The 25269-nt window shown below is 68.1% G+C and carries 29 protein-coding genes; 26 read left to right on the top strand and 3 right to left on the bottom strand.

Annotation, left to right across the window (positions count from 1 at the left end):
• Positions 1-239: 239 nt before the first annotated feature.
• Positions 240-812: a GNAT family N-acetyltransferase gene (locus I004_RS0103775; RefSeq protein WP_028434391.1), complete on the bottom strand. Its 573-nt coding sequence runs from the start codon at positions 810-812 to the stop codon at positions 240-242.
• A gap of 24 nt (positions 813-836) precedes the next feature.
• Positions 837-2222 carry an NsdA family TPR-like regulatory protein gene (locus I004_RS0103770; RefSeq protein WP_486579717.1) on the bottom strand — a complete coding sequence of 462 codons (1386 nt, stop codon included), beginning with the start codon at positions 2220-2222 and terminating at the stop codon, positions 837-839.
• Between the two features lie 261 nt (positions 2223-2483).
• Between I004_RS0103770 and I004_RS0103765 the strand changes: the two genes are divergently transcribed.
• The 22 genes from I004_RS0103765 (at position 2484) to I004_RS0103665 (ending at position 21357) form a co-directional block, all read left to right on the top strand.
• A complete protein-coding gene (locus I004_RS0103765) occupies positions 2484-2777 on the top strand; it encodes a hypothetical protein (RefSeq protein ID WP_028434389.1) in 294 nt (97 codons plus the stop codon).
• Positions 2778-3499: 722 nt separating this feature from the next.
• Complete coding sequence (locus tag I004_RS0103755) at positions 3500-3694, top strand: hypothetical protein (RefSeq protein WP_028434387.1); 195 nt, start codon at positions 3500-3502, stop codon at positions 3692-3694.
• Positions 3695-3901: 207 nt separating this feature from the next.
• Complete coding sequence (locus I004_RS32005) at positions 3902-5608, top strand: ATP-binding protein (RefSeq protein ID WP_051344651.1); 1707 nt, start codon at positions 3902-3904, stop codon at positions 5606-5608.
• A gap of 45 nt (positions 5609-5653) precedes the next feature.
• Positions 5654-6127, top strand: a complete 474-nt coding sequence (locus tag I004_RS0103745) for a roadblock/LC7 domain-containing protein (protein WP_028434386.1) — start codon at positions 5654-5656, stop codon at positions 6125-6127.
• A 1-nt stretch (position 6128) separates the two neighbouring features.
• Positions 6129-6518: a DUF742 domain-containing protein gene (locus tag I004_RS0103740; protein WP_037974636.1), complete on the top strand. Its 390-nt coding sequence runs from the start codon at positions 6129-6131 to the stop codon at positions 6516-6518.
• Positions 6508-7107: an ATP/GTP-binding protein gene (locus I004_RS0103735; protein WP_028434384.1), complete on the top strand. Its 600-nt coding sequence runs from the start codon at positions 6508-6510 to the stop codon at positions 7105-7107. Before I004_RS0103740 ends, I004_RS0103735 begins: the two co-directional genes overlap by 11 nt.
• Complete coding sequence (locus I004_RS0103730; protein ID WP_028434383.1) at positions 7107-7664, top strand: GAF domain-containing protein; 558 nt, start codon at positions 7107-7109, stop codon at positions 7662-7664. Before I004_RS0103735 ends, I004_RS0103730 begins: the two co-directional genes overlap by 1 nt.
• A 26-nt stretch (positions 7665-7690) precedes the next feature.
• The gene (locus I004_RS0103725) at positions 7691-8902 is read left to right on the top strand and encodes an acyl-CoA dehydrogenase family protein (RefSeq protein WP_028434382.1); all 1212 of its coding nucleotides are present in this window, start codon (positions 7691-7693) and stop codon (positions 8900-8902) included.
• 133 nt (positions 8903-9035) lie between these two features.
• Entirely contained in the window at positions 9036-9326 is a 291-nt protein-coding gene (locus I004_RS32000; protein ID WP_037974634.1) for a histone-like nucleoid-structuring protein Lsr2, read from the top strand.
• Positions 9323-10156 (top strand): SAM-dependent methyltransferase, encoded by an 834-nt coding sequence (locus I004_RS0103715; RefSeq protein WP_028434381.1) that lies wholly within the window; start codon positions 9323-9325, stop codon positions 10154-10156. Before I004_RS32000 ends, I004_RS0103715 begins: the two co-directional genes overlap by 4 nt.
• Positions 10157-10418: 262 nt before the next feature.
• Entirely contained in the window at positions 10419-11366 is a 948-nt protein-coding gene (locus I004_RS0103710) for an endonuclease/exonuclease/phosphatase family protein (protein ID WP_028434380.1), read from the top strand.
• The gene (locus I004_RS39360) at positions 11363-11644 is read left to right on the top strand and encodes a helix-turn-helix domain-containing protein (RefSeq protein ID WP_158676992.1); all 282 of its coding nucleotides are present in this window, start codon (positions 11363-11365) and stop codon (positions 11642-11644) included. The genes I004_RS0103710 and I004_RS39360 overlap by 4 nt, the downstream gene beginning before the upstream one ends.
• Entirely contained in the window at positions 11641-12549 is a 909-nt protein-coding gene (locus I004_RS0103705; RefSeq protein WP_028434379.1) for an endonuclease/exonuclease/phosphatase family protein, read from the top strand. Before I004_RS39360 ends, I004_RS0103705 begins: the two co-directional genes overlap by 4 nt.
• A gap of 248 nt (positions 12550-12797) precedes the next feature.
• On the top strand, positions 12798-13241 hold the full coding sequence (locus tag I004_RS0103700) for an NUDIX domain-containing protein (RefSeq protein ID WP_028434378.1): 444 nt from the start codon (positions 12798-12800) through the stop codon (positions 13239-13241).
• Positions 13242-13353: 112 nt separating this feature from the next.
• Positions 13354-13785: a hypothetical protein gene (locus I004_RS37385; protein WP_051344650.1), complete on the top strand. Its 432-nt coding sequence runs from the start codon at positions 13354-13356 to the stop codon at positions 13783-13785.
• Complete coding sequence (locus I004_RS0103690; RefSeq protein WP_199779315.1) at positions 13782-14243, top strand: NUDIX domain-containing protein; 462 nt, start codon at positions 13782-13784, stop codon at positions 14241-14243. The genes I004_RS37385 and I004_RS0103690 overlap by 4 nt, the downstream gene beginning before the upstream one ends.
• Positions 14244-14338: 95 nt before the next feature.
• Positions 14339-14731 carry a hypothetical protein gene (locus tag I004_RS0103685; RefSeq protein WP_028434376.1) on the top strand — a complete coding sequence of 131 codons (393 nt, stop codon included), beginning with the start codon at positions 14339-14341 and terminating at the stop codon, positions 14729-14731.
• A 2-nt stretch (positions 14732-14733) separates the two neighbouring features.
• Positions 14734-16725: an ABC transporter ATP-binding protein gene (locus tag I004_RS31990; RefSeq protein ID WP_051344683.1), complete on the top strand. Its 1992-nt coding sequence runs from the start codon at positions 14734-14736 to the stop codon at positions 16723-16725.
• 139 nt (positions 16726-16864) lie between these two features.
• Positions 16865-17536 carry a 2'-5' RNA ligase family protein gene (locus I004_RS0103675; RefSeq protein WP_486579716.1) on the top strand — a complete coding sequence of 224 codons (672 nt, stop codon included), beginning with the start codon at positions 16865-16867 and terminating at the stop codon, positions 17534-17536.
• Positions 17537-17887: 351 nt separating this feature from the next.
• Positions 17888-18202 carry a hypothetical protein gene (locus I004_RS0103670; RefSeq protein WP_028434374.1) on the top strand — a complete coding sequence of 105 codons (315 nt, stop codon included), beginning with the start codon at positions 17888-17890 and terminating at the stop codon, positions 18200-18202.
• A 598-nt stretch (positions 18203-18800) separates the two neighbouring features.
• The gene (locus I004_RS39355; RefSeq protein WP_158676990.1) at positions 18801-19733 is read left to right on the top strand and encodes a hypothetical protein; all 933 of its coding nucleotides are present in this window, start codon (positions 18801-18803) and stop codon (positions 19731-19733) included.
• A 145-nt stretch (positions 19734-19878) separates the two neighbouring features.
• Positions 19879-21357, top strand: a complete 1479-nt coding sequence (locus I004_RS0103665) for a prenyltransferase/squalene oxidase repeat-containing protein (RefSeq protein WP_486579715.1) — start codon at positions 19879-19881, stop codon at positions 21355-21357.
• A 10-nt stretch (positions 21358-21367) separates the two neighbouring features.
• On the opposite strand, the gene I004_RS37380 is transcribed toward I004_RS0103665, so the two are convergent.
• Positions 21368-21889 carry an NUDIX domain-containing protein gene (locus I004_RS37380; protein ID WP_158676989.1) on the bottom strand — a complete coding sequence of 174 codons (522 nt, stop codon included), beginning with the start codon at positions 21887-21889 and terminating at the stop codon, positions 21368-21370.
• A 215-nt stretch (positions 21890-22104) separates the two neighbouring features.
• Between I004_RS37380 and amcB the strand changes: the two genes are divergently transcribed.
• From amcB to I004_RS0103630, 4 genes are all read left to right on the top strand, one after another.
• On the top strand, positions 22105-23256 hold the full coding sequence (gene amcB / locus I004_RS31980; protein ID WP_051344682.1) for a cyclophane-forming radical SAM peptide maturase AmcB: 1152 nt from the start codon (positions 22105-22107) through the stop codon (positions 23254-23256).
• Complete coding sequence (amcA, locus tag I004_RS31975; RefSeq protein WP_037974633.1) at positions 23253-23444, top strand: multiple cyclophane-containing RiPP AmcA; 192 nt, start codon at positions 23253-23255, stop codon at positions 23442-23444. The genes amcB and amcA overlap by 4 nt, the downstream gene beginning before the upstream one ends.
• A gap of 77 nt (positions 23445-23521) precedes the next feature.
• Complete coding sequence (locus tag I004_RS0103645) at positions 23522-24205, top strand: pentapeptide repeat-containing protein (RefSeq protein WP_028434372.1); 684 nt, start codon at positions 23522-23524, stop codon at positions 24203-24205.
• An 807-nt stretch (positions 24206-25012) separates the two neighbouring features.
• The gene (locus tag I004_RS0103630) at positions 25013-25225 is read left to right on the top strand and encodes a hypothetical protein (protein WP_028434369.1); all 213 of its coding nucleotides are present in this window, start codon (positions 25013-25015) and stop codon (positions 25223-25225) included.
• Positions 25226-25269 lie beyond the last annotated feature (44 nt).

Genomic DNA, 25269 nt, shown 5'->3' with positions numbered 1-25269 from the left:
TTCGACGGAGTTGGTGGCGCGCGGCCTGTCGAAGAGCATCACGCATCCATCAATGTTCCTGCTGACAATGCACAGGCGGTAGGTGACTTCTCAGGGCAGACTCAACCGGCTCCGAGAAGTGGCGTCATGCTGGTTGGGGAACGGCAATGACCACGGTCTCCGAGCTCGTGTGGCAGCCCCCCTCCTACCAGCGAGGCCGGACAGGGACGCTCTGTCACACGTATGACCATCGCGCTGGCTCAGTTCTCCTTATTTGCCGACGTCAAGGTGTCATTCCAATCGTCAGCCACGGCGGAGTATGTGATGGAGTCGCGCCAGGCGCCACGTACATGGACGTGGTGGCGGATGCGGCCTTCCTTGGTCATTCCCGCGCTGAGGAGGGTCTTCTCAGAGGCGATGTTCTTCGGGGCTCGTGCGGCCCATACCCGGTGCAGCTTCAACTCGTTGAGGCTGAGGCTGATCAGGGCGCGGGCGGTCTCTGTGCCGTAGCCGACTCCCCATGCCTCGGGGTGGAGAGCGAAGCCCATGGTTGCTGCTTGCTGGGCGTGTGGGTCCCGGGCGATGCGCCCGAAGCCGATCAGTGCTCCGTCGTCGGCTCGGCATGCGGCCAGGTTGTACTCGGTGCGGGGCTGGGCAGTCGCGGAGACCATCGCGCCGGCGATGAGGTGGGCGACTTGGTCGCGGGTGCGTGGTTCGAACGAGAGGTGTTCTGTGGCCTTGGGGCTGCCGTAGATGGCGTGGACGGCGTCTACGTCATCTACGGTCAGCTCTCTCAAGGCCAGACGCGAGCTGGCGTAGGTGACCGGATACATGGTCGGCGACTCTACCGAGGTGGCTCAGCGGGGAAGAGCGCGCACGGGGGTCGAGGCAAACGCTTCGATCTGGGCCCGCAGTTCTTTCGCCGGCGCCGCGCTGCGCAAGGTGCTCTGGCACAGGGCACGGTGAACGCGTTGGGCGCTGATGATGATGCCGTTGTTGTGTTGGTCCGGGGGAAGTTCGAGGACGGGACGAACTGCTTCGGCGGCTCCGTCGAGGTTGCCGGCGGCGATGCGGGCCATGGCCAGATTGGTCTGGGCTCCGGCTTCGTCTCCGAAGGCCCACTGCTCGGGCGGGGCCGACTTGTATGCGGCGACGGCTTCTTCGGCGTGTGCCTCGACGGAGGGGCTGGGTTCGGGCGAGAGGACGTCTGCTTCGGCGGCGTAGTAGAGGTGTCGGGGTCGGGGGAAGGTGAAGATGCCGCCGATCTCGTCGAGCTCGTCGAGCTCGGTGCGGTTCTCAGCTCGTTCTGCGCTGTCGTGGGCTGCTCGTACGGATTCGGTGTCGCCGAGGAGTGCGTGGGCGCGGCCTTCGAGGCTGGCGAGCCATGTGCTGACCGTGCCTGTGCCGCGCTGGGAAGAAGTGGCGCCGTTGGATGCGTAGTTGACGGCGTCCCCTGCGCGGCCGGCCCAGTAGGCGATGAGCGATTGCAGTCCGCGGACCCAGGCCCGCATGGCGTGGTGGTCTGCCTGGTCGGCGCAGATGTATGCGGCTCGGGCCTGGCGCATCGCGGAGTCGGGATCGCCCAGATCGTGGCTTGCCTTGGCGAGCATGCCGGAGGTCAGGGCAGCAACCAGATGCAGTTCGCGCGCCTGACCTGGCTTCATCCGTGCGCTTTCCAGGAGACGGAAGGTCAGGTCCTGGGTTTCGATGAGGTCATTCAGGATCGCAGTGAGGGGGACCGACGGATAGGCCCGTGCGATACGCCGTACTTCTTCACCCAGGTGCGTCATCGTCTCCTGGCCGAGCTGGCCAGTCTCCGCCGCCACTGCGAACCGAAGTGCCCGTTGTGCTGCCATTGCAGCCTGCCTTCCCATCTCGTGCACATCCGCACCGTGATTGGTACGGAGGCTTGTGAACTGCGCGCTGACGGCTGGAACGGCCTGCTCGGGCTCTCGCCCGGACCTCGCGGCCACTGGTCCGGCCTTCGCTTCGGTCACTTGGCCCATGAGTTCTTCCATGGAGTAGCCGAAGATGTGGGTCAGCACGAGCCGTGCGTCGGGAACTGGTGTGACCTGACCCGAACACCAACGCTCGTATGTGGCTGGCGAGAAGGACAGGGCCGCAAGGTGCGGGGCCTCCTGACTACGAGCCAACTCCCGGGCCGCGCTTTCGAAGCGGGCTCGGAAAGTTGCGTAGTTCTGCCAGTTCCTCTGAACAAGCAACTGTCGAAGCAGCGTTGGCATCGCATGTCCGTCCTGTGCGTTCAGCGCGTTGCGTTCGACGGTAGAGCCGACGCGCTGTCAGCGACAGGCCGCACGGGCCTCCCCGACCCAGATGAGGGTCACGTGAGGGTCCGATGGGGCCAGGACCACCTCGGTGCCCGAAAACGTGAGGGCCCGTTGACGGTAGCGATGAGGAGAGGCCGCCACGATCCTCGTAGCTCACATCGCAGACAGTGCCGGACTCATCACGCTGCACAGACGGAACTCCGCAAGGAGCCAGACATGACGCTTCACGAGATCACTTCTCTGTCGACCAATGACCAGACCGGACGTGCGGGCGCCAATCGCACGGCGCACGGTGGCTGCGGACGTGATCGCCGGGACAGCGAATTGACCAGGCTCGCTTCCATCCGTGCAGAGGTGACGGGCGAGAGCATCCAGAGGGCACGTGAAGTTCTGGCTGGTGCCGGCCGCACCCCGGACACGGAGTGTGCATCGCTCGATGAAGCACAAGGCTCGCAAGGCAGCTCCGAAGCGCACGTCGTCTACCTGTTCCCGGTGGGTGATGGGTCGTGATCGGAATCTTGAAAGCCCCGCCGAGGTCCTGGACTGGCCCGGGACCGGGCGGAAGGCCCCGTTCGCTGTGGAGGCGGGCGGGGTGTGAGGGCAGCCGCTTGAGCGCGCCAGGCGGCGCCTGTGTTCCCGCGGGTGTGATCAGCGCTGGTGCGCGGCGGGAGCCGGGTCGGGGTCGCTGCCCGTGCGGCGGCTCCGACCTTCACCAACGACCTCATCTTCTGGCGCCCGGCCGGATGCCGGCCGGGTCCTGCGCGGTGTGCGACGAGGCTCCGGAGGAACGTGCCGGCGCGAAGAACTCGACCTGTTACACGAGGAAAGCCGCTTCCCATGCACACGCCTACGCAGACTCACGAGCCGTCGGTCGCTCCGGCACCCTCCCAGCAAGATGCTTTGGCGGCGTTGGTTGTGGTTTTGCCGCTCGGCGTGGGAGCGCAGGCCCTGGAGCGCATGGCGGCGGACGGGCTGACGGTGGGGCCGGTGATGGCATGCGAGCGGCACCGCACGGTGCGCGTCCCCGTGCCAGCCTGTGCCGCCGATACACCGCTCACCCAGCATCTGGACCTGGCCTGGACGTTGGAGTGCCCGGAAGTGCCGGGGTGTCCCGCCCGGACCTGGTGGTGCCCTCCCCGCGTGGCAACGCAGGTGGGAGTGCTCACCGATCACGGCGGTCTGTGCGATTGCGTCCACCGTGTGAAGCGCCACGGGCAGCCCCGGGTGGTCTGATGGTGATCCAAATTCCGCTGGTTGTGCTGCTGTCGGCTGCGGTGGTGGTCCTGATGCGGACCTCGGGCTTGAGATTCGCTCACGCTCTGGCGTGTGTGCTTCTCGGCTTCTTCCTGGCCGGCTCCCGCGCGGGGCCCGGAACGGGTCAGTTCCTGGAATCGCTGGTGGAAGCGCTGGAGGGGATCCGCCTGTAGAGGCCAGCCGCCGGGGCGGGCAGCCACCTGTGGTTCCTGCGCCCCGTCCCCCGCGGGCGCGCCATGGGTGCGCCCCGGCGGTCCTTCACCGTTGCCACGCCCTGCCCCTGCCCGTTGTAACTCCTCATGTTCTGAAGGTCTTTATGAGTCTTTTTGCTGCTCACTGCGCGGCGCTGCCGGTCCAGACCGACACTGCCGGAGGCAGCGATGTCTGACCGCTCCCGAAGGCACCGCCACAACCAAACTGAAGGCGCGGGCCTGACAGCAGCCCTCGACGGTGCCGCCGAAGGCGACCTGCTGTCTCGTCTTCGTCTGCTTGCTGCGGGCCCGGCCGGGGCGGCGATGGCGCTGGTGGCTCTCGGCTGGCTGCTGCATGCCGGGGCCGGCCTGCCGCCGGTGTGGACGGTGACAGCAGCCGCTGTGGCGTGCGGGCTTGTCCTCTACCTCACCGACCGTCGAGCAGCCATGCTCGCTGGTGAGGCGCAGCGGCTTCGTGATTCCGACCGGCGTGCGGCCGCGGCCGAGTCGCAGCGGATGCGCGAGGACTATGACGCGCGGGTTCACGCCTGGCTCTCGCAATTCGAGTCCCTCCTTGCGACGGGCCGGGACGAGGTCGCCTGGACTCTGAAGCAGGTGGAGGCCGGCGAGCGCCCCACAGTCTCCGGTCCGTCCGGAGCTGGCCAACGGACGGGGAACGCGTTCCCGGACCTCGACCAACTGCTGCAGGGGTTCCGGCGCGAAGCGGTGCAGGCGGTGGTCGAGGCGGCCGGGCACCGGCCGCCGACAGTCGATGCGGAGAACGCCGAGGTGTTCGTCTACATCGCCCGGCGTCTGCATGTCCTGGTCAGCCGGGCGTTGGCAGCGCTGGAGGCGGTAGAGAAGGACACCGAGGACCCCGACCTTCTGCATGCGCTCTTCGGTATTGATCACTTGGTGACGCAGACGCGTCGCTCCGTGGAATCTTTGGCCGTCCTGGGCGGGGCGACACCACGCCGCGTGGCCCAGCCGCTGCCGTTGGCGGTGGTGCTGCGTCAGGCGGTCGCCGAGATCGAGGACTACGCCCGCGTCCGGGTGCCGCAGCCGGGGCAGGACGCCGCTGCGCTGGCGCTGCCCGGATATGCGGGGCCGGAGGTCATCCATCTACTGGCCGAACTGGTGGAGAACGGCACCAAGTTCAGCCCGGCGGACAAGCACGTGCTGGTGCGGGCCGAGACCGTACCTGCGGGGCTGGTCGTTGAGGTCGAGGACCGTGGCCTGCCGATGTCGCCGGAGAAGCTGGCGCAGATGAACAGCTTGCTGGCCGCGCCCGAGGATGTGGATCTGCGCGGACAGCTTCAGCAAGGGCACATCGGGCTGCTGGTGGTTGCCCGGCTTGCCCAGCGGCACGGGATCCGCATTGAGCTGCGCCCGAACATCCTCGGCGGGACACAGGCACTGGTGGTGGTGCCCCACTCCCTTCTCGTTCCTCCTCCTCCCCCGCGCACAGAGCCCGCGATGGCCGACGTCGCGGAGCCGGCACACAAGCCGGTGGCTCGTCCCTTGCCCCCGGAGACCCCCGCCCCCGCGGCAGATCGCTCACCACTTCACACGCCCATATCGGATTCCCACATCGTGGCGCCCTCTCTTACTGCCTTGCCACGCCGCATCAGCCACGCGGCCTCGCCGCAACCGCAGCAGGAATCGGCCTCCGCGTACTCCCGGGCGGAGGAGGCCCCAAGCGCTGACGCCCGACCGGCACTCCCCCGCCGCCCCAAGCACGAAGAAGCACCACCGCCGGGAGCCGCCCCAACTGCCGACCACGAGGCACCAGTCGGCGCCGCGACTGCCGGATTCATCGGGAGTTTCGTAGCCGGTGTCCGCCGCAACGCCGCCGAAGCCGACACCACCAACGACGGCGAGCAGGCGCCGGAGTGACGCCAGCCGCGCTCCTGTTCTTGCTCTTGACCTTGGAGATCGATCATGACGACGACTGACGCGACCTCACAGAACCCCGGTGAGGACCTCAGCTGGCTGCTGGAGCGGTGGCTGGAGAAGGTACCCGGTGCGGACAGCGCGATGCTGGCGTCGCGGGACGGCATGAGACTGGCCCTGGCCGGACTGACGGTGGATCAGGCCGACAACATGGCCGCCATCACCTCCGGTATCTACTCGCTGGGCAAAGGCGTCCGGAAGATCAAGGACCCGAACCGGCCCGGCGGCGTGCGGCAGGTTCTTGTCGAAGGCGACGAATGGCATCTGTTCGTCATGAGTGCCGGAGCGGGCCTGCCCCGGGGAGTGCCCGTGCCGGGGACGACCGACCCCGGCACCGTCAGCACGCTGCTCGGCGTTCTGACCCCGCAAGACGCCGACTTGGGCCTGGTCGGACACGAGATGGCCCAGCTTGCCTCCAGCGTCGCCGAATACCTGACCACCCCCACCCGCCGCGGGCAGTGACATGGGTCTTTGCGACGACGTGTGGAGCCACGAGGAAACGCAGGACGTCCGCCCCTACGCACTGACCGGCGGGCGGACCACGCCTCGGCACTCGCTGCGGCTGCTCTCCCAGCTCGTGGCGAGAGCCGAGGTGAGCCGGGCGGGCCTGGTACCGGAAGCGGAAGCCGCCCTGACGCTGTGCCAGGACCAGGCCCGCTCCGTCGCCGAGGTGGCCGGGCACCTCGGCCAGCCGGTCCTGGTCACCAAGATCATCCTCAGTGACCTGATCGACTCCGGCGCCCTGACCGTGCCCGTCGCCGACACACCTGATGCCCCTCACGCCGACACCCAGCTCCTGGAGGCAGTTCTTGCCGGGCTCCGCTACAAGTTTCCCGACGCCGATGCCGCCTGACCGCCGGGCGCCGCTGGCGCTGAAGATCGTGGTCGCGGGTGGCTTCGGGGTCGGCAAGACCACGCTGGTGGGCGCCGTCAGTGAGATTCCTCCGCTGTCGACCGAGGAGTTCCTGACCACCGCCAGCAGCGCGGCCGACAGCCTGGCCGGCGTGGAGGCGAAGACCACCACGACGGTGTCGATGGACTTCGGCCGCATCTCCCTCGATGCGCCGCAGCCGATGCGGCTGCACCTGTTCGGGACCCCCGGCCAGGACCGGTTCCTGTTCACCTGGGAGGACCTGGCGCACGGCGCGATCGGCGCCGTCATCCTCGCCGACACCCGCCGCCTGGCCGACAGCTTCACCGCGGTGGGCTACTTCCTGCGGCAGGGCCTGCCCTTCGTGGTGGCCGTCAACGAGTTCGACGACGCCTACCACTACACCCCCGACGAAGTCCGTGACGCCCTCGAATTACCGCAGCAGACACCGGTCCTGCTGTGCGACGCCCGCAAGGAACGCTCCGTCGTCGCCGTCCTCTTCGCCCTCGTCCGCCACGCCCTCACCTCCGCCGCGACCCGCCGACCCACCAACGCCCCGGGAGCACCCTGATGACCTTCGATGCCGATGCCGGTCTGCATCTGCCCACTCCTGACGCCGATCTCGCCGAGCGCCGACGTGTCCAGAACGCGCTGGGCCTGGGCAAGCCGGATCCTGAGTTCGATCAGTTCGCGAGGGAGCTGGCCCGCGACGCGGGCGTCCCGTACGCGATGGTCAACCTCTTCACCGCCGACGAACAGCACTTCGTCGGCCTGCACAGCGACGGCGGCGACCTGCCCGCCGTCGGGCGGACCATGCCCCGCGACCACGGCTACTGCCCCGAGGTCGTCGACCGCCGCAAGTCCCTGGTCCTGCCCGACGTCATGGCCCATCCACGCTTCGCCGGCAACACCGTCGTCGACAAGATCGGCATCCGCACCTACGCCGGCGCCCCGCTCATCGACCCGGCCACCGAGATCGTGCTGGGCACCGTGTGCTTCGTCGGGCTTGAGCAGCTGCCACGAGAGACCGGGCAAGCCTCGCTCGCCCTGATCAAGGACCGAGCGGACGCCCTCATGCAGCTGATCTACGAGCGTGCCGGCAACCCAGACGACCCACACCAAGGCTGACCCACAGCAGGAGAGAGGGAAGCGAGATGTCGGCCAGGTTCCTCACCCAAGAGCACGACCAACTACGCCAAGCCGTCCGGGAGTTCGCGGCAGCCGAAGTCGCCCCGCGCGTCGCGGATATGGAAGCGGCAGCCGAGGTCGAGCATGACCTGCCGACGCTGATCGCGAAGCAAGGCTGGATCGGCGCGACCATAGATCCCGCCTACGGCGGGATGGGGGCCGGCCACCTCGCCAAGACCCTGATCATCGAGGAACTCGCCCGTGTCAGTGGGGCGATGGGCGCCATGGTGCAGGCCTCCCAGCTCGGCGTCGCCAAGGTCATCCACTTCGGCAGCGACGGGCAGAAGAGCCAGTGGCTTCCGCGGTTCGCCGACGGGTCCTGCCTGCCGACCATCGCGGTGACCGAGCCCGGGTCCGGCGGCCACGTCCTGGGCATGGAGACCAAGGCGAAGCGCCGCGGCAAGCACTACGTCCTCAACGGCCGCAAAATCTACGTCGGCAACAGCCACATAGGCCACGTCCACGGCGTCGTCGCCCGCACCGGACAGGGCTCGAAAGGCCTCACGGCCTTCCTCGTCGAATCCGACACACCAGGCTTCTCCCTCACACCGCACCCACGGGCCATGGGCCTGCACGGCTTCAGCTTCGGCGAACTCGTCCTCGACCACTGCCTCGTACCGGCCGAGAACATGATCGGAGACGTCGGCGACGGCCTGGCCGTTGCCTACTCCTCCAGCGCCCTGTACGGCCGGCCCAACCTCACGGCCGTGTCCCTCGGCATCCACCAAGCGATCCTGGAGGAGACCGTCAGGTTCGCGAGTGACCGGCAGCGATACGGCAAGCCGCTCGCAGCCCTGACCAACATCCAGCTCAAGCTCGGCCAGATGCACTCCCGGCTGATGACGGCACGCCTGGCCGCATACCACGCGGTGCACCTCCTCGACCACGGCAATCCGTGCGACGCGGAGTTGATGAACGCCAAGCTCATCAACGTCGAATACGCCCTCGACTCCGCCCGCGAAGCCATGGAGATCCACGCCGCCAGCGGCCTGTTCACCGACCGCCCCATCGAGCGGTACCTGCGCGACGCCCACCACATCTACGCCCCCGCCGGCACCTCCGACATCCAGCGCCTACGCCTCGCCGAAATGGCACTGGGCACCGGCCGCGGCCAATGGTCCGAGCGCCTCGCACACCTGACCACCAGCCAACGAGCGGAAGCCGCCCTGGCCACCTGAGTCAACTGGCTGGCCCGAAGCAAGCCCCAAGCGGCCCTGCCGAACAGCGCAAAAGCACCACCGCAAGCACAAGGAGATCAACCCGCATGAGCAAGGGCCTGCCGTCCCGACGACACGGGGCGGGTGACGTGTCATGGCGATGGTCCTGATGCGCGTGGACGACCTCACCGAGGAACGGGCCGCCGAGACCGTCTTCCTCGAACTCGACGGACAGGCCTACGAAATAGACCTGACCGCAGACAACGCCGCCCGACTCCGCGCCCAGCTCCAGCCCTACATCCACGCCGCACGGCGCACCGGCTGGCACCTCCTTCCCCCGCGGTCTCTCGGCCCCTGGCACACCCACCCGCCCACGCCCGCCCTGGCAAGCAACGAACCTGCAGCACCGTGCGGCCCGCCCGCACTGGCCACGGAGACGCCATGACCGACAACCACCGCCGCCCATCAGCAGCCGACATCGACACCAGCCGACCGCACACGGCCCGCATGTACGACTACTACCTCGGCGGCAAAGACAACTTCCCGCCGGACGCAGAGGCAGCCGAACAGGTCCGCGCGCTATTCCCCGAGATCGGCACCGTCGCCCTGGAAAACCGGCGGTTCATGCACCGCGCCACGCGAACCCTGGCCTCCGAAGGCGGAGTTCGGCAGTTCGTCGACATCGGCACAGGCATTCCGACCGAGCCGAACCTGCACCAGGTCGCCCAACGCATGGCGCCCGAAGCCCGCGTCGTCTACGTCGACCACGACCCCCTCGTGCTCGACCACGCCGACGCCCTCATGCACAGCACCCTCGAAGGCCGCACCCGCTTCGTACTGGGCGACCTGCGCCACGACGCCATCCTCGACCACCCCGAACTGCGCGAGGTCATCAACCTCAATGAGCCGGTCGCCCTGTCCCTGGTCGCGCTGCTCCACTTCGTCCCCGACGCCGCCCGCCCGCACCAGATCGTGCGCGACCTGGTGGGCCGCCTGTGTTCCGGGAGCTTCCTCGTCCTCTCCCACGTCACCCACGACCCCGCAATCGTCGGCGAACAGGCGGCTCAGGCCTGGAAGGCGGTGCAGGAGATCTACCGCCGCGGCGGCACACCAGCCCAGGCGCGCACTGAGGCGGACATCCGGACGTTCTTCGACGGCCTGGACCTGATCGACCCGGGCTTGACCCTCACCCACCGATGGCGCCCGGGCCCAGAACACCACGGAATCACCGCCGCCGAGTCCTCCATGCTCGCCGCCGTGGCACACAAGCCCTGAGCCCTGTGGCCTGTGCCGCGCGGACACGCTCTCCGTCCCGCGGCAGCGGCCCCGGCCATACCGCCCGGCTTCTCAACTCAGCCCCCAGCACGAACCCCGCGAGCACGCGCCGGCGCCAGCCGCATAAGCACGAGCGCATCGCGGCTGGTGAGAGCAACGCAGCCAGGGATGCGCCAGCGACGCCGCCAGCCATCACCTCACACGAACAGCGCCCGCCCACTACAAGGACCCGCCCCCCGAGCACGGGCGAGAACGGGGAGACATGACGAACGATCCCGATGACACCTTCCGCGTGATCTCGTGGAACATCGAGCACAACGGCAGCGACCGCACCGGCGACCGGCACCGCTGGTATGCGGCCATGGAGATCCTCACCCGCCTCAAGCCGCACGTCGTGCTGCGTCAAGAACTCAGCGGAGCTGCACAGGCCGGCGGCCTCGCGCTGTGGGCGGAAGCACGACGGCTCGGTGGCGACGGGCCAGCGTTCATCCCGTATTTGGCTCCGGCAACGCCGGAGTCACCGAACCCGACCGGGGTCTACCTCGACCCGAGTCTGTGCGAGCCGACCGAATACTTCGAGCACGTCACCGGCATGTGGCACCCGATCTGCAATCCGGTCATCCGCATCAAGGGCGCCCCACGGAAACTCTCCCTGGCCTCCTTCCACTTGTGCTCCTATGACGGCGACGCACGGGCACGCGAGGCGCGTCGGCTCACCACCCTCGGCAAGCCCGGCATGGCCGCGATCATCGGTGGTGACTGCAACTCCTACGCCCACCGAGGCAGTGACGAGCTGCAACCGCTCCCCGACTGGAGCCAGGTCACCGACCGCTCCCACCTCCAGCACCGCACCATCGACCGCGGCGATCACCGGGGCTCCGACACCCGGCCGGACGAGATCCTCGCCGGCGAACACTACGGCCGCCCACCGGTCTTCAAGGAGTTGGGCCACTACGCCGCCACCGAACTCGGCCAGGACAAGGGCCAGGCGCTCGCGCCGACGGCTTCGCTACGGCGACGCGATCAGGGCCCCGCGCAGCGCATCGACCGCCTGTATGCCACACCCCAGATCGCCGACGCGCTTGTCCGCGTCGAGGTCGAGGCCGGCGGCGAGGTGCGCGAGGCCTCCGACCACGCACTGGTCATGGCCACCTTCAGCCTCCACCGGCTGCGGCGCGCCCTGTCCACCCAAGCCGAAAGCGCCGCATGAGCAAGGAACCAGGCACGACGCCATCACCCACAGCGGGGCGGCAACTTGACCTGCCATGCATTCCTCCGCGCCGGCAGCTGACCGGGCCGGAGCGCGACAGCCTGCGCCAGAGGATCGCGACCGCCTACCTCGATGACATGGCCACCATCGACGAGATCTGCCGCGCCACCAACCGGGCCTACGGAACGGTTCACCAGCTCCTCACCGAAGCCGAAGTGCCGCTGCGACCGGTCGGCCTCAAACACACGACAACGGATAGGAAGAGGAAGTCTGCATGAGTAGCCGCGAGATCACTGTCATCTGCTGGAACTTCGAAGACAACGGCGCCGGCAACGCGGACAAGCGGTGGCGGGCGAACGAGATCCTGGCCCTCCTCCAGCCGAACCTGCTGCTGCGTCAGGAGATGTGGGACGCGGACACCCACGGCAACAGCATCCTGCACGACCAGGCCAACCGCCTTGGCCTGAGCCCCTGGCTCGGCGAACGCTCCTGCACCGCGCTCCTCATCGACCCGCAACTCTTCGCCACCGACCGGGAGTGGCGAGAGGCAGGCCCGGCGTGGAAGCTGCCGCCCACCGGTCTCACACTCCGCTACCGTCCCGCCGGGCCTGCGGCGATGCCGCTGACGGTGGTCTCCTACCACCTGAACTACTGCTCTCCCAGCGGCCGGCTGGCGGAGGCGGAAGAACTGAGCGCCTGGGCGGACAAGAAGTGGACCACCACGGACGGCGCGACGGTGCGGATGCCCGCGCTGATGGGCGGAGACCACAACAGCTACCCCGTCCCCCGAGCAGACCGCGAACTGCCTCTGCCGCAGCTGGAGGCCATCGCCGACCTGCCCCACCGCCTCCACCGCTCCCACATCGGTCCGGACGGCACCCGTGTGATGGATACCCGCCCGGACGAGACACTGCGCACCGCCGGCCTGGAAGACCTCGCCTGGCACTGGGCCACCGCCGAGCACGGAGACCCGGCCGCCGTGACCCGCACGGTCAACGCGAGTCCCACACACGGACCGGACAGCCGCATCGACCGCCTCTACGCCACCGAGCAGCTCCTGCCCGCCCTGACGAAGGTCGACGTGATCGAAGTCGACCCGGAGATCTCCGACCACCACATCCTGCGCGCCGTCCTCGACGGCGACACCCTCGCCGACATCCTCAACACCCATGCCCGGACATGACGCCGACAGCGCCTCCCCCTTCTCGCGGCTCGACACCGCTGCGGGATCGCGCAATCCCCGTTCCAGGTGAAGGGCCACGACCGGGTGAAATCGCACACCGGCCGTCCTACCCGATCCCGCTAGGGCGGGCCCCGCAGTCCCCGACTCGAATCTGTGATCGAGAAATCGCCCCGCGATGCCCACTACCTGACCCGTGCGGGGGTCGTTGTCCGAGCATCCGTTCCCACCCCCAACCCCGAGGAGGCCCGATGGCTGCGCAACCGAGCGTGCTCGGCGCGCACTTGCTGTTCGAACACGAAGGGGCGGTGCTACTGGGCAAACGCGCTCCCGACGCAGTCTTCTCCCCCGACACCTGGCACCTGCCGGCCGGACACGTCGAGGCGGAGAGCGCCCGTGCCTGCGCGGTACGCGAAGCGGCAGAAGAACTCGCCCTGGAACTGCGCGAAGAGGACCTGCACCTGGTCCACGTGGTGGATCTGCTGGAACCCCGCGACGGCCGGCCGCGCGCCCAGCTGTTCTTCCGCGTCACCTCGTGGAAAGGCGAGCCGGTCAACAACGAGCCCGACAAGTGCACGGCCCTGGAGTGGTTTCCCCGCGCTCAACTGCCGCAGCAGCTTGTCGACTACACCCGCCAGGCCCTGGGCCACATCCACGCCGGCAGCCCCTACTCGCAGCAGGGGTGGACGGCATGAACGGCATGACCACCACGGAGGGCATCGCCTCCTCACCGGCGCCGCCGCCTGTTCCGCCCCGGGGGCAGCAGGCCCTGCAGAGTCCCGGCGGAGTCTGGTCGGAGGGCACGGGATGAGCGTCCGGAAGCCGAAGCTCATGTATCCGTTGCGGGCGCTCCTGCTGCTCGGGGGCGCTGGCGGATGCTACGCGGCGGCGACGCTGCTGGTCCTGGGGAATTCGCTGGCGGGAATCCCCGTACTCCTCATCTCCTGCGCGTTGTTGGTGGCGGGCGAGGTCTACAACCACCGCAGGCTGCGTCGTGACTGGTTCCACCGGAGGTTCCGCACGTACGAGCGCTTCCGCGCCGAGGTGGACCTCGCGGAGCTGCGGCGTGTGCGGGAGGAGAAAGGCGAAGCGTCGGTGGTGCGACATCTGAAGACCCTGTACCCGATGCTGCCGGTCCCTGAGTTGGTACGGCTGCTGAAGGAGGAGCCGGTCAGGAAACGACCCGCGAGCGTGCGGACCGCGGACGGCGAATGCTCGACCGGAAGGACACCCGAATGATGGCCGAGCGGCATACGCGCGTGGTCGACGTCTTCGTTCTCCTGCGCCGTGGAGACGGGCGGATCCTGCTGCTGCGGCGTGCCCCGGGGCTGTATGCGGGCGGGCTCCTGTGTCCTCCGTCGGGTCATCTGGAAGCCGGCGAGACCGTGATGGAGGGTGCGCTGCGGGAGGCCGCCGAAGAGGTAGGCGTGCACATCTCGCCTGCGGATGCGCGGTTTTGCCACCTCATCGATCACCGCAGTCCGGACGGCGGGCAACGGCTCGGCGTGGCCTTCGCCGTCGGCCGGTGGAGCGGCGAGATCCACAACCGCGAACCGGACAAGCACACCGAGCTGATTTGGGCAGACCCCGCCGACCCGCCTGAAGACTGCGTCCCCTACACCGCTGCCCTGCTGGCGGCCGTGACCGAAGACCAACTCTTCTCCGTGCACGGCTACACCCACCATGTCGTGAACTGACCACAGTCCGACCAACCCACTGGGGGAACATCGTGAACTCACATACACAAGGGGAGACTTCGGCCCCGGCCCACTTCCTCGTCAATGAACCGGCCGTGCTCAGCAGGCTTCACGACACCACCGGCACCGCCTACAGCAACATCGTGCCGCGCGCCCGCCTTCGGTTCACCGCTCCCGTCACCCGTATCGGCCCGGCCGCCCCCGGCCGCACCCTCACCCGGTCCCTGGGCACCCCTCAACAGGTCGCTGCATTACTGGACTTCGGCGAAGCAGGCCACATCCAGGCTGCGCAGTGCTGCCGGACCGGCACGGGCGGCGCCGCACGGCCGTCTCCGCCGTCACGCAGCCGGCGGACAACGGGCCGGGCTGTTAGACCGGCCCGCTCCGTCGGCCATGTCGCCGCCGAGGTCGCGAACAAGCGGTGGGGCATCTCCGCCGCGGAGCCAGGACCGGTCATGGAGATCCCGGTCGGAGGGATGGCCTGGTGAAGCTGCGCACGCGACAGTCCAAGAGGGACACCGGCGGGCAGGAGGTGCCGGTCTCGGCATCCGAGGAGCTGCTCTTCGGCGGGCCCCTGCAGTACGAGCGCGGCTTCGCCAATCACGAGGACGCCCTCCTGGACTTGAACTTTCCCGGCATGGTGCGCCGGCTGCCGCAGATGCTCGGCTCCGCCGTCCGCCTCGCGTGGCGCGCCGACCGCCGGGCCGCTCGGATCGTCGCGGCGGCCGAACTCGGCCAAGGCATCACCCACGCCGTGAATCTGCTGGCCATCAACCACGTCCTGACCGCCCTGCTGGCCTCCGCGCCCGTCACCGACAAGCTGCGCACAGCGCTTCCCGCCCTGATCGTCGTCGCCATCACGGCGGCGCTCACCGCGCTGCTGAGCGCCGCATCGACCTACGGCACCGGAAAGCTGGAACCGACCGTGGAACGGGTGGCCACCGAGGCCTTCCTCCGGCGGGCAGCGCGGGTGGAGCTGTCGGCGATCGAGGACGACGACTTCCACAAGCTGCTGGATTCGGCCCAGTTCGGCGCCGCCTCAGCCCGCCGCATGATCAAATACTCCACTGCGGTGATCAACGCGATGCTGGCGCTCATCGCCGCCGCCGGCGTGCTGACTGTGCTCCACCCGCTGCTCCTGCCCTTACTCGTGACGATGACCCTGCCCCAGGCGTGGGCCGCGCTGTCCCTCGCACGCCGCCGCTACAGCTCCTTCCACCGCTTCGTCCAACACCAGCGCGCCAGCCAGCAGTTCAGGAACCTGCTGACCAGCCCGGCTGCAGCCGGTGAGATCCGCATGCACGGCGTGGGCGACTTCCTCCTCGGCCACTTCCGCACCATGTCGCAGACCTACGAGGTCGAGCAGGCCCGGCTGGCACGACTGGCCGCCCGCACCGGGCTGATCGCCTCCGCCTGGACCGCCCTGGCCACCGCCGGCACCTACCTCACCCTGGGCGGACTGCTGTGGAGCGGAGCAATGGCACTGTCCGTCGCCGGCACCGCCGTCGTCGCGCTGCGCACCGGATCCTCCAACCTCGACTCACTGGTGATGCAGGTCAACTACCTCCACGAAGAAGCCCTCTTCGTCGCCGACCTGGACCGCCTCCACCACGAGGCCGGCCGCCGCGAAATCCCCACCGGCGGCAAGCCCCTGCCCGCCGCACCGGAACGCATCAGCCTCGAGCAGGTCTCGTTCACCTACCCCGGCAGTGACAGCCCCGCTCTGACCGACGTGACGCTGCACATCCCCACCGGCAGCATCGTCGCGCTGGTCGGGGAGAACGGCAGCGGCAAATCCACCCTGGTCAAGCTACTGGCCGGCCTCTACACCCCCACCTCCGGACGCATCCTGTGGGACGACACCGACGTCGCAGGAGCGGACCGGCACGAGCTCTTCTCCCGCATCGCCGCCGTATCCCAGGACTTCTACCGCTGGCCCTTCACCGCCCAGACCAACGTCGCCATCGGCCGCCCCGACGCCGAGGTGACCGACCACCGCCTGCAATCCGCCGCCACGCATTCCGGGGCCGATGAAGTGATCGCCGAACTGCCCCGAGGGTGGAAGACGCTGCTGGTACGCGGATTCAAGGGCGGACACGAGATCTCCGGCGGCATGTGGCAGAAACTCGGCATCGCACGCGCCCGCTACCGCCAGGCCCCCATCCTCATCGTCGACGAACCCACCGCCGCCCTCGACGCCCGCGCCGAACTGAAGGTCTTCGAGCAGATCCTCCGCTGGGCCGCCGACGGTCAGACGATCATCCTCATCACCCACCGCCTCGCCTCCGTACGCCACGCCGACCTCGTCCACGTCCTCGACCACGGCCGCCTCGCCGAATCCGGCACCCCCGACCAACTCCTCGCCCACGGCGGCATCTACCGGCAGCTCTACGACCTCCAAGCCGACCAGTTCCACACTCCGATCCCCCACCCAGGCCGGCCCGCCAAGACCCCCCGCGACCACCAGGACACCGCTCCGTGAACGAGCAGCTTCATCAGGCGCACTGACCATCCGACAGCCCTCCGCCCCTGCCGGCAGGGCTTGCGCCGAATCCGCATCGATTTCACTGAGCCACGCATGTGGTTCAGGCACCGACCACCACCGACAAGGAGAGCGCCGCGTGCGGAAGTTTTTGAACCCGAGCCGGCTGTGGAGCACGCCAGGCGGGCCGGAGGAGGACAGGATCAAACCGCACGTCCTATGGCTGCCGCAGGGCCAGCAGCACATCCTCGAATACTTCGATCGACTGCGCAGCATCGTCGCGGTGTACCCGGACGTCCTCACGCCGATCGCGGATGAAGACCTGCACATGACGATCCAGTCCATCCACCCGCGCAACAGTGCGGGCGATCGGATCGGCGAGGAGCAGCTCGCCGCCGCGGCCGTGGCCATCCAGCACGAGCTGAAGGACATCGCCCCGTTCGATATCCAGATAGGGCCGCCACGTGCGTCAGGGTCAGCCGCGGTCCTCGACGTCCTGCCAGAAGAGGCGACCGCGGAACTCAACAGGCGGGTTCGGGCCGGCGCTCTCGCAGCCGGAATGGAACTCCCAGCCTTCGAGCGGCACTTCTGGGGCCACATTTCCGCAGGGTATGGACTTCAGGACACCGACACCCCCGAACTGGCTGCCCGCTCCGACGCGTTCGCCTCCACCCTCGGCAAGGGCATGCGGCCCGGCAGCCGCGTCACAGCCACCCTCTCCACGGTCTGGCTGGTGTGGGAGCGCCAGGACGTACAGCGCAACACCTACACCTTCGAGCGCATCCACGAACTGCGACTCGGCGGAAGGTAGCCCAACGGGCCGGTCATCTACGGCATTGGCTCCGGCGGATTGCAGTCGACTGCGCAGGCTGGCCCGCCGCGACCCAGGCATACGCGCTGGCCCGGCACGTCATGGCGCTTGCACTGCCACGCAGTCCGCAGCTGTGGAAGCAGCTCCACCCGGCGGCAGGAGGCAGCACGGTCGACGCACACATGACCGCCGTGCTGATCGCACTGGCGATCCACGAGACCGGACGGCGCCACCAACGCCCCCTCCCTGCGGCGGCTGACGATCCGCGACCTCCTCAACCTGGCACTCGCGCCCGGCGCCGCCCCGGCCCTGCGCGATGCCCGGACGCTGACGCCCTACAACTCCGGTCGCATGATGTACGCCCTGAGGCGCCGGGACACCGCCCGGTTCAAGGCAGCCGACGCCGACCGGTATGACGAGTGGTGCCGCCTAGCCACCCATGCCCTGGACTGCACGCAGGAGACGGTGACGAACGACCCCGCGACGACGCTCCCCGGGCACGAGGTGCGGCTCTCACACGTCTCGGCGCTATGCCCGGGCGCCTGGCGGCCGGTCGAGTCCCTGCAGTGGCATCACACGATCGACAACGCATTCAACACACCCCCTCAGCGGATGAGACTCGCCGCTACCCGCTGGTGGGACCGGTGGATCCGCCGTATCAGGTGACTCCAGACCGTGGGCAAGGTGGACTTCGCACAGCTTCGCGGCAACCGCGGGCCCTGGGCCTTCTCGTCGCGGCTGCCCACCGGCCCCGCCACGACCGGCACCCGTGGTTTCGAGCAGCACGCTCAGGTCCCTGCCTTGACCCGGGCCACCGTGCCGGGCCGGGGACCAGACGACAATGCCGGGCTTCGGGTCACGGTGCCGCGAGCCGTCCACGGTGTCTGTTGTCGGTGACGCGTGGCATCGTGATGTGACTTGCAATTGATGGCAGTTGCGGGAGAAGACCCTCCTGGTCGGTGACCACAGCAGAATGGCCCACCTCGCTGGCCATATTGCCATGGGGAATTCTGGTTTGCTTTTCGTCTGGTATTGAAGGGGGAAAATGTCTGTGCCTGTCTGGGCTCGTGGAGTGTGGGACTGGCTGTGTTTCCGCATACCGGAGGCGAAGAGACGCGCCAAAGTCCTTGAGGTGCGGCGGGAGCTGCGGGCCTTGCCGTTACCGGCTGATCGTCGCGGGCGAGTGACAGTCGAGGCAACGAGGTCGGCTCATCGCGCAATCTTCGACGCTCCGCGCTTCCATGTTCTTCTTCTATACACGCCGGTGGGCCTCCTCATCTACGTGCCAATAACCCTGCTGACCGTCGTCGGTAATACACGTCTCCCTACGTTGTTCGCGACCCTTGTTTGGACACTGGCACTGATCAGGACCTGGCCGGCCCTCGCACATAAAATCCTGGCGGCGCGACTCGCGTTCGCCATGCTCGCCGGAATAGCGGCATTGCTCTGGATATCACTGTTTCGGGCCCCGACCCCTTCTCCCTTCGGTTTCAGCTGGGAGATACGAGTCGGAGCAGGGCTGTTCTGCCTCGGGGCCTTGGTTGTACTGCTCGCAGTCTTCCTGTGGGATCGGCGCCGGAGAAGAGGCGCGCGATGCCACCCCTACGATGACGCCGTCGTCACCCTGGTGCACACAGCGCACGCGATACACACACAACAGAACGAATTCCGCTCGGCGACCGTCACTCGACGCTGGTGCGACAAACTCGAAGGACTGGCAGTCGACACCTACAGGGCCTTGGCTCTGCGCGATCGCGCCGATATCGGAGATGTTGAGGTGCGACGCGGCCTACGTGAAGAAGCTGCTCGTGTCGCGAACTTGATCCGCGCACACAAGCGTGCCCTTATTACCGCCAGCAGCCACGAAGATGTGTCCCGTGTGGTTGCCTCTCTGATCGACGGTCTCGATGCCCTGGCTCGATTGGACCGTGCCGCCCTTCTCGTCAATGCTCCTGCCTTGCCCTCAGGGTCGGCCCGAATGCGCGCCGTAGTTGGTCGGTTGATTCCTGGCCTCGGATTGATCGGCCTAGGCATCGCCTTGCCGCTGCTGGTCCCCTGGGCCAGGACGCACCCTGAGGCTGCGGCCTACATCCGGTGGCCGTGCATCGCGATGGGGGTGACTCTTGTTGCTTCGTCGAGCCCCGAATTGTCGGGCCGAGTTGGCGACGTCATTGCACGATCCATATCCGCCAGGTAGCGGCTTGGCCACCACGCGGCGCAGCAGCCGAGGCCAGTCGCAAGGCGCCGTGCGAGGGGCAGTGACGCGCCCGTGCGCCATAGGGCCGGCTTGTGAACACGCGTCCAGAGCAGTCGAGTTGGGTACGGTCCGGCAGGGGCGATCCGTGGGCCGACGGCGGGGGCGAAACATGAAGAAGGCACGTGCGGGACTGGCAGCGTTCGAGGCCAGAGCGAGTAGGGCCGCCCGAACTCTGCTCCACAACCAGGGGTACGACGGAGGATGGGGCCTCACCCTGACCTCGGTTTCCTCGATCGTCAACACCAGCGAGGTCCTGCCGATTCTGCGGGCCGCCAGCATCGCCGGGAAGCCGGTACGACAGGCGCTCGACTTCTTGACCGGCGCCATTCCGGAGCACTGCCAGCCCCGTCACAAGGGCGGACGTGGTGAGCACACCCGTTTCATCGCCTTCGGCCTGGCCGGGCTGCTGTCGCACCCGCGCTTCTTCCACCACACCGCAGTGGCAGAAGCCGCGGCCTGGTGCGTCGGCTGGCTCGAGGACAACAAGGTCGACCACGGCTGGCCCGAGGTGCTGGGGCTCGATGACGCATCACTGCACCAGACGGCTCTGGCGGTTAACGGCCTGGCCCAGCTCAGGGACTGTCTCCACGACTTCGGCCCCGGGCTCGTCCTTCCTGGCGGGGTGGAGACCAGCACCTTGCTGAAGCGAGTCGAGCCGCTGATCCAACACGGTGTGCACGGCCTGCTCTACCACCGGCGCCCCAGCGGGGCCTGGGGTTGGCGCACATACGTCGACACCGATCCGAGCCCGAGCAAGACCGCGCTGTGCCTGCTGACGTTATCGGCCGTCAGCTCGGGAAACGGTCCGGACGGCGGGCCCGCATACCCGGACGATCCGCGGGAGGCCGGAGGAGTGCATGGCCTGGTGCAGATGAAGCGGCTTTCCGAGGCGGTCGCCGAGGCCGGCCAGTGGCTGGTGCACAACCACCACCGCTGGGAGACCTTCGTCGAGGACGACAAGGACGTGCAGGGCACCGCGTGGGAACACATGGCATACGCGCTATGCACCCAGGCTGCCATCCGGGCCGGCGCCAGCCCACGCGATCCCAGGCTGACAAGGGCCTGGGGGCTGATGAACGGCCTGTGGGAACCGGAAGCGGGACTGTGGAACGAGCCGGGGGCCTCGGGCAGCCGCGCCACCATCCGCGCTGCCTACTACACGGTCTCGGCCTATGAGGAGGCCATGCGGCGCCTGACCCGGCTGAGCCTTGAGGGCAATACCTCAGAGGACACGGGCGAGGCATCAGCCGAGATGGTCATCGAGCACGTGTCGCTCGGCCCGGGCCGGATGGTTCTCGCTGCCGTGCGGAACAGCGAAGGGAAGGCGTCGTGTGAGTTGTCGGAGCGCCTGTTCGACCTGGTGAAGGTCGTGTATGACGCGGCCGAGGGAGCGCTGTCGACCGATCAGATCGCGGGGGCTCTCTACGTCGCGCCGTCTTCGGTGCCTAAATACGTCCAGCGGCTGAATAAGGCAGTCTCTGCCGCCTTCGGTGGGGCTCCTGCCAGGCTACTGCTGGCCAGCACGGTGGGCGGGGCCAGCGGCTATCGCCTCGCAGGGCGGTAGAGCTGCCGGCCTACTGCGTGGCGCGCTCTGCCGCCGCCGGGAAGTTCAGCAGGGCGAACCGGGCCAGGGAGCGGACCTGGTCGAAGGTCTTGAGGCCGTCGAGGTCGCTCAGAGCGAACCAGGCGGCGCCGTGCACCTCTTCCAGCTGGGCTTCCACGGCCTGCTCGCGGGTGCCCGGCTGCCGTTGGACGTAGAAGAACTGGACCAGCGCCGGGGTGGCGAACCCTTCGCGCTCGACATCGACATAGAACGGCACAGGCTCGGGAGTGGCGTTGGAGTCGGCGGGGTGGATCTCCGGCTGGCTGGAGAGCGCCTCGACCACGAGGCCGGTCTCTTCCTTGAACTCGCGCACCGCGGTGCCGGCGAAGGACTCGCCGGGCTCGATGTGGCCGCCGGGGGGCACCCACTTGTCGAAGCGGTTGTGGTGAACGAGCAGCACTTTGCCGTGTTCAACGAGGTAGCCCGAGCAGATGTAGACCAGACCGACGTCGTGGGAGGTCTGGCCGTCGTGGATCAGAATCGAGCGGGACACGCCCGCCACGATAGCCCACCGCACTCCGCTCGAACTCCCGCACAAGCATCGCGACTTGGGTGGACTGTCATCGCCTGTCGGATGACATGTCATCAGCGATGACAACGAGATGTCATCGCTGATGCGTCATGGCCGGACACATCGTGGTTGCATCCCGTCCCGCGCGGCTTCCCCGCCGGAACGGCGATGCCCTGTCCGCCGAGGAGAGGACCTCGATGCGCTCTCGTCCGCCCGAGTGGGATGCCCGGTATCAGCGGCACTTCGCCGCTCCACAGACCGTCGTGCTCCAGCCCACGACGTGGTGCAACCTCGACTGCCGGTACTGCTACCTGCCCTTCCGCAAGCTCAACCACCAGATGTCCCCGGGGGTGGCCGCGGCTCTCGCGCAGGCAGTGGCCCAGTTCGAAGACATCGGCCACCCGATCGGCATCGTCTGGCACGGTGGCGAGCCGCTCGCAGTGGGCCGGCAGAGGTTCACCGACCTGCTCGCACCGTTCGAAGAACTCCGCCGCGCGGGCCGGATCCACCACTACGTGCAAACCAACGCGACCCTCATCACCGAGACTTGGTGCGACCTGCTGGTCACACACGACGTCAGCGTCGGGGTGAGCATCGACGGTCCTGCCGCCGCGAGCGCCGAACGCGTGGACCTTCGGGGCAAGCCCGCCTTCGACCGGATCCTGCGAGGAATCGCGCGGCTGCGCGAGCACGGAATTCCGTTTTCCGTGATCTCGGTGGTCGGCACCACGGGCATCACCATGCCGGAGGACCTGCTGGAGTTCCTGGCTTCCCTGGGATGTCACTCTGCGGGCTTCAACATCGAGGAGATCGAGGGCGTCAACACCGGCCGTACGCCGCCCACCCCAGAGCAGGCCGAGGAGTTCTGGCGCCGTGCCCTCACCTGGACTCGCGAACACGGCGAATCCCCAACGGTCCGGGAAGTCGAACGGCTCGCCGAGTACCTCCACCTGATCCGCACCGGGCAGAAGTCCGCGTGGGACCAGCGCCGTCTCGACCCGATCCCCACCATCTCCTGGAAGGGCGACGTGGTCCTGCTCTCCCCTGAACTCGCCGACACCACAGCACCCGACTACGGCGACTTCCTCGCCGGCAACATCCTCGACCAGCCCCTGACCGAGATCGTCCGCGACGCCCACCGGCTCCGCTACGTACGCGACTTCCTCACCGGCCTGGACCGCTGCCAGAGCGAATGCGAGTTCTTCGACTTCTGCCGCGGCGCCCAGGCCGCCAACCGCTACTTCGAGAACGGCAGCCTCACGAGCACCGAGACCAACTTCTGCCGGGTCTCCCGGCAGGCCCTGGTAACAGCCCTGTCCACTCTCGCAACGAAGGAGACAGCTGCATGACGGCCCTGGACACACTCACCACGTCCCAAGCCCCAATCGTGGTGGACTTGATATCCATGCGCCACGCCCCGGCTCCGGTGACCGTTGAAACGATGTGGGACAACCGGCCCACCTGGGACAACTGGCCGAAGACGCCTTCCCCCTTCGACAACCGGCCGACCTGGGATAACTGGAACAAGAAGAAGTAGCGCGCCCCGGCTGGCACGCCCGAGCGCAGGTGTGCCAGCAGCGGGCGGACGCCCGATACAGCACTGAGAGGCGACTGATGGACACCCGCACGATCCGCCGCACGAGCATCACGCTCCCCGCCCTGGACGAGCCGGGCTTGTACCTCTCCAACGTCACTTCGCTGGAGGGCGGACGCGGCCGGATGGCAGAGTTCCACTACGCTGACGCCGAACTGCGCGACCTCGACCTGGCCGACACCCACCTGATCGACGGGCGGATCACCGGCCTCAAAGCCCAGCGCACTCGCCTGGACAAGCTACGAGTCGACTCCGTTGAGTTCTCCGGGTGCGACCTGGCTGCCCTCCAGTGGACCGACAGCAAGTTCTCACGCGCCGTCTTCCGCGACTGCAAGCTGATGGGCGCCACGCTCGAAGACGTCACGCTCGACAACGTCCTCTTCGAGAACTGCAAACTCGACTACAGCACCTTCATTCGCGTACGGACCACAGGTCCCGTGATCTTCTCCAAGTGCTCGCTGCGCGAGACCACCTTCACCGCGGCCGACCTGGGCGCCGCCCTGATCAACGACTGCGACCTCCGGCTGACCGAATTCGACGGCGGCAAGTACCGCCGCCTGGACCTGCGCGGCAACGACCTCTCCCAACTCCGCGGCCTCGCCTCGCTCAAGGAGATCATCATCGACAAGGCCCAGACGCTCCAGCTTGCCGATGCCCTCGCCGCCGAGCTCAGCGTCACCTACGGGGAAGACCTCCACGAGTAGACGTCCCGCGATCGGCGGGAGGCGCGCCTGCGCCGACGAGATGCTGTCCCACGGGGCGGCGATTCTCGCCAATTGCGGGGCTCTCCCAAGTCCGTCCGCCCGACGGCCTTCACGCAGGTAGTCCTTCTACCCTGCAACCGGATCGAGTTCGGCAAGGCTTACACGCAGCTCCTCCAGGCGCCACGCGCGAGGAATACCCCGTGCCGGTGGGCAGGGCCTGCCTGGCTCATTGGCGGATGAGTCGCCTGACCAGGAGCGTGCACCCAACACCGGCACACAAGCCAAGGAGAACCGCGGCCAGCGCCGTGACCGTGACGTCGAGGAGGCGGACAGCTACGAAACACACAGCCAGGGAGACACACACGCCGAACAGCGCACCGAACCCGATCCTGTGGGCCCGTTGCCATCGCTGCTCCGTCACGCCGTCCACCCTCGCATACTTCCGGTCGGCTGGGCTGCCAGGTCCAATCGCCCAGGCGGTGAGGTGCCGGCTCATCGCCCTCCGCCGGCGTCCGCACGTCTGCCTCGTGCTCTCCGGCGTGTGCGAGGGTGTCGAGTACCCCCGTCCCGTTACTCGACGGAGTCAGCAATAGCGAGGCTCTGCCGCTGCCGGAGCTTCAAGCGATCTGCGACCTGTGCCTGCAGCCGATCCAGGACGGCCAGGGAGCGGTGTGGGTCGATGAGGATGCGGCAGACGCCGCGGTCCGCGAATCGGGCTCCGCTCAGAGCGGCCCCTTTCCAGCACTGGATCCGACGGCGCTGCCGAAGGACGTCGTGTGACAGACGACGCACACCGACTGCCGGGAGATGCCCAGCTGGGCGTACGCCATCGCTGTGGAACGGATCCGCTCCTGGCAGGCATTCCTGCACTGGACAGTGCACCTGATGGACAAGAGGTGGCTGGCCGGAACGGACTGGCAGCTCATCGCCCTGCGCTCGCTGGAACCGCGGCAAGCCGCCGTCAGCGGCTTGCGTCCACTGCGGCCTCAGGGCCTGGACTGGAACCGAATCGGCGGCTGAAGCCCACGCGCCGCGGCAGTAGCCCGACGACCCCGCGACGAAGG

It is taken from the genome of Streptomyces sp. TAA486 (assembly GCF_000426165.1).
The sequence above is the reverse complement of the archived record's forward strand: the minus strand, read 5'-3'. Positions and strand labels throughout refer to the sequence as shown.

Excerpts from the sequence above, each read along its gene's own strand:
- I004_RS37385 (WP_051344650.1), top strand. The coding sequence starts at position 13,354 with ATGAGCGTCCGGAAGCCGAAGCTCATGTATCCGTTGCGGGCGCTCCTG.
- I004_RS0103765 (WP_028434389.1), top strand. The coding sequence starts at position 2,484 with ATGACGCTTCACGAGATCACTTCTCTGTCGACCAATGACCAGACCGGA.
- I004_RS0103775 (WP_028434391.1), bottom strand. The coding sequence starts at position 812 with ATGTATCCGGTCACCTACGCCAGCTCGCGTCTGGCCTTGAGAGAGCTG.
- I004_RS0103755 (WP_028434387.1), top strand. The coding sequence starts at position 3,500 with ATGGTGATCCAAATTCCGCTGGTTGTGCTGCTGTCGGCTGCGGTGGTG.
- I004_RS0103730 (WP_028434383.1), top strand. The coding sequence starts at position 7,107 with ATGACCTTCGATGCCGATGCCGGTCTGCATCTGCCCACTCCTGACGCC.
- I004_RS0103705 (WP_028434379.1), top strand. The coding sequence starts at position 11,641 with ATGAGTAGCCGCGAGATCACTGTCATCTGCTGGAACTTCGAAGACAAC.
- amcB (WP_051344682.1), top strand. The coding sequence starts at position 22,105 with ATGCGCTCTCGTCCGCCCGAGTGGGATGCCCGGTATCAGCGGCACTTC.
- amcA (WP_037974633.1), top strand. The coding sequence starts at position 23,253 with ATGACGGCCCTGGACACACTCACCACGTCCCAAGCCCCAATCGTGGTG.
- I004_RS0103715 (WP_028434381.1), top strand. The coding sequence starts at position 9,323 with ATGACCGACAACCACCGCCGCCCATCAGCAGCCGACATCGACACCAGC.
- I004_RS0103690 (WP_199779315.1), top strand. The coding sequence starts at position 13,782 with ATGATGGCCGAGCGGCATACGCGCGTGGTCGACGTCTTCGTTCTCCTG.
- I004_RS0103745 (WP_028434386.1), top strand. The coding sequence starts at position 5,654 with ATGACGACGACTGACGCGACCTCACAGAACCCCGGTGAGGACCTCAGC.
- I004_RS0103770 (WP_486579717.1), bottom strand. The coding sequence starts at position 2,222 with ATGCCAACGCTGCTTCGACAGTTGCTTGTTCAGAGGAACTGGCAGAAC.
- I004_RS0103735 (WP_028434384.1), top strand. The coding sequence starts at position 6,508 with ATGCCGCCTGACCGCCGGGCGCCGCTGGCGCTGAAGATCGTGGTCGCG.
- I004_RS39360 (WP_158676992.1), top strand. The coding sequence starts at position 11,363 with ATGAGCAAGGAACCAGGCACGACGCCATCACCCACAGCGGGGCGGCAA.
- I004_RS0103710 (WP_028434380.1), top strand. The coding sequence starts at position 10,419 with ATGACGAACGATCCCGATGACACCTTCCGCGTGATCTCGTGGAACATC.
- I004_RS0103670 (WP_028434374.1), top strand. The coding sequence starts at position 17,888 with ATGATGTACGCCCTGAGGCGCCGGGACACCGCCCGGTTCAAGGCAGCC.
- I004_RS0103740 (WP_037974636.1), top strand. The coding sequence starts at position 6,129 with ATGGGTCTTTGCGACGACGTGTGGAGCCACGAGGAAACGCAGGACGTC.
- I004_RS32000 (WP_037974634.1), top strand. The coding sequence starts at position 9,036 with ATGGCGATGGTCCTGATGCGCGTGGACGACCTCACCGAGGAACGGGCC.
- I004_RS0103645 (WP_028434372.1), top strand. The coding sequence starts at position 23,522 with ATGGACACCCGCACGATCCGCCGCACGAGCATCACGCTCCCCGCCCTG.
- I004_RS32005 (WP_051344651.1), top strand. The coding sequence starts at position 3,902 with ATGTCTGACCGCTCCCGAAGGCACCGCCACAACCAAACTGAAGGCGCG.
- I004_RS0103725 (WP_028434382.1), top strand. The coding sequence starts at position 7,691 with ATGTCGGCCAGGTTCCTCACCCAAGAGCACGACCAACTACGCCAAGCC.
- I004_RS0103700 (WP_028434378.1), top strand. The coding sequence starts at position 12,798 with ATGGCTGCGCAACCGAGCGTGCTCGGCGCGCACTTGCTGTTCGAACAC.
- I004_RS0103630 (WP_028434369.1), top strand. The coding sequence starts at position 25,013 with ATGCCCAGCTGGGCGTACGCCATCGCTGTGGAACGGATCCGCTCCTGG.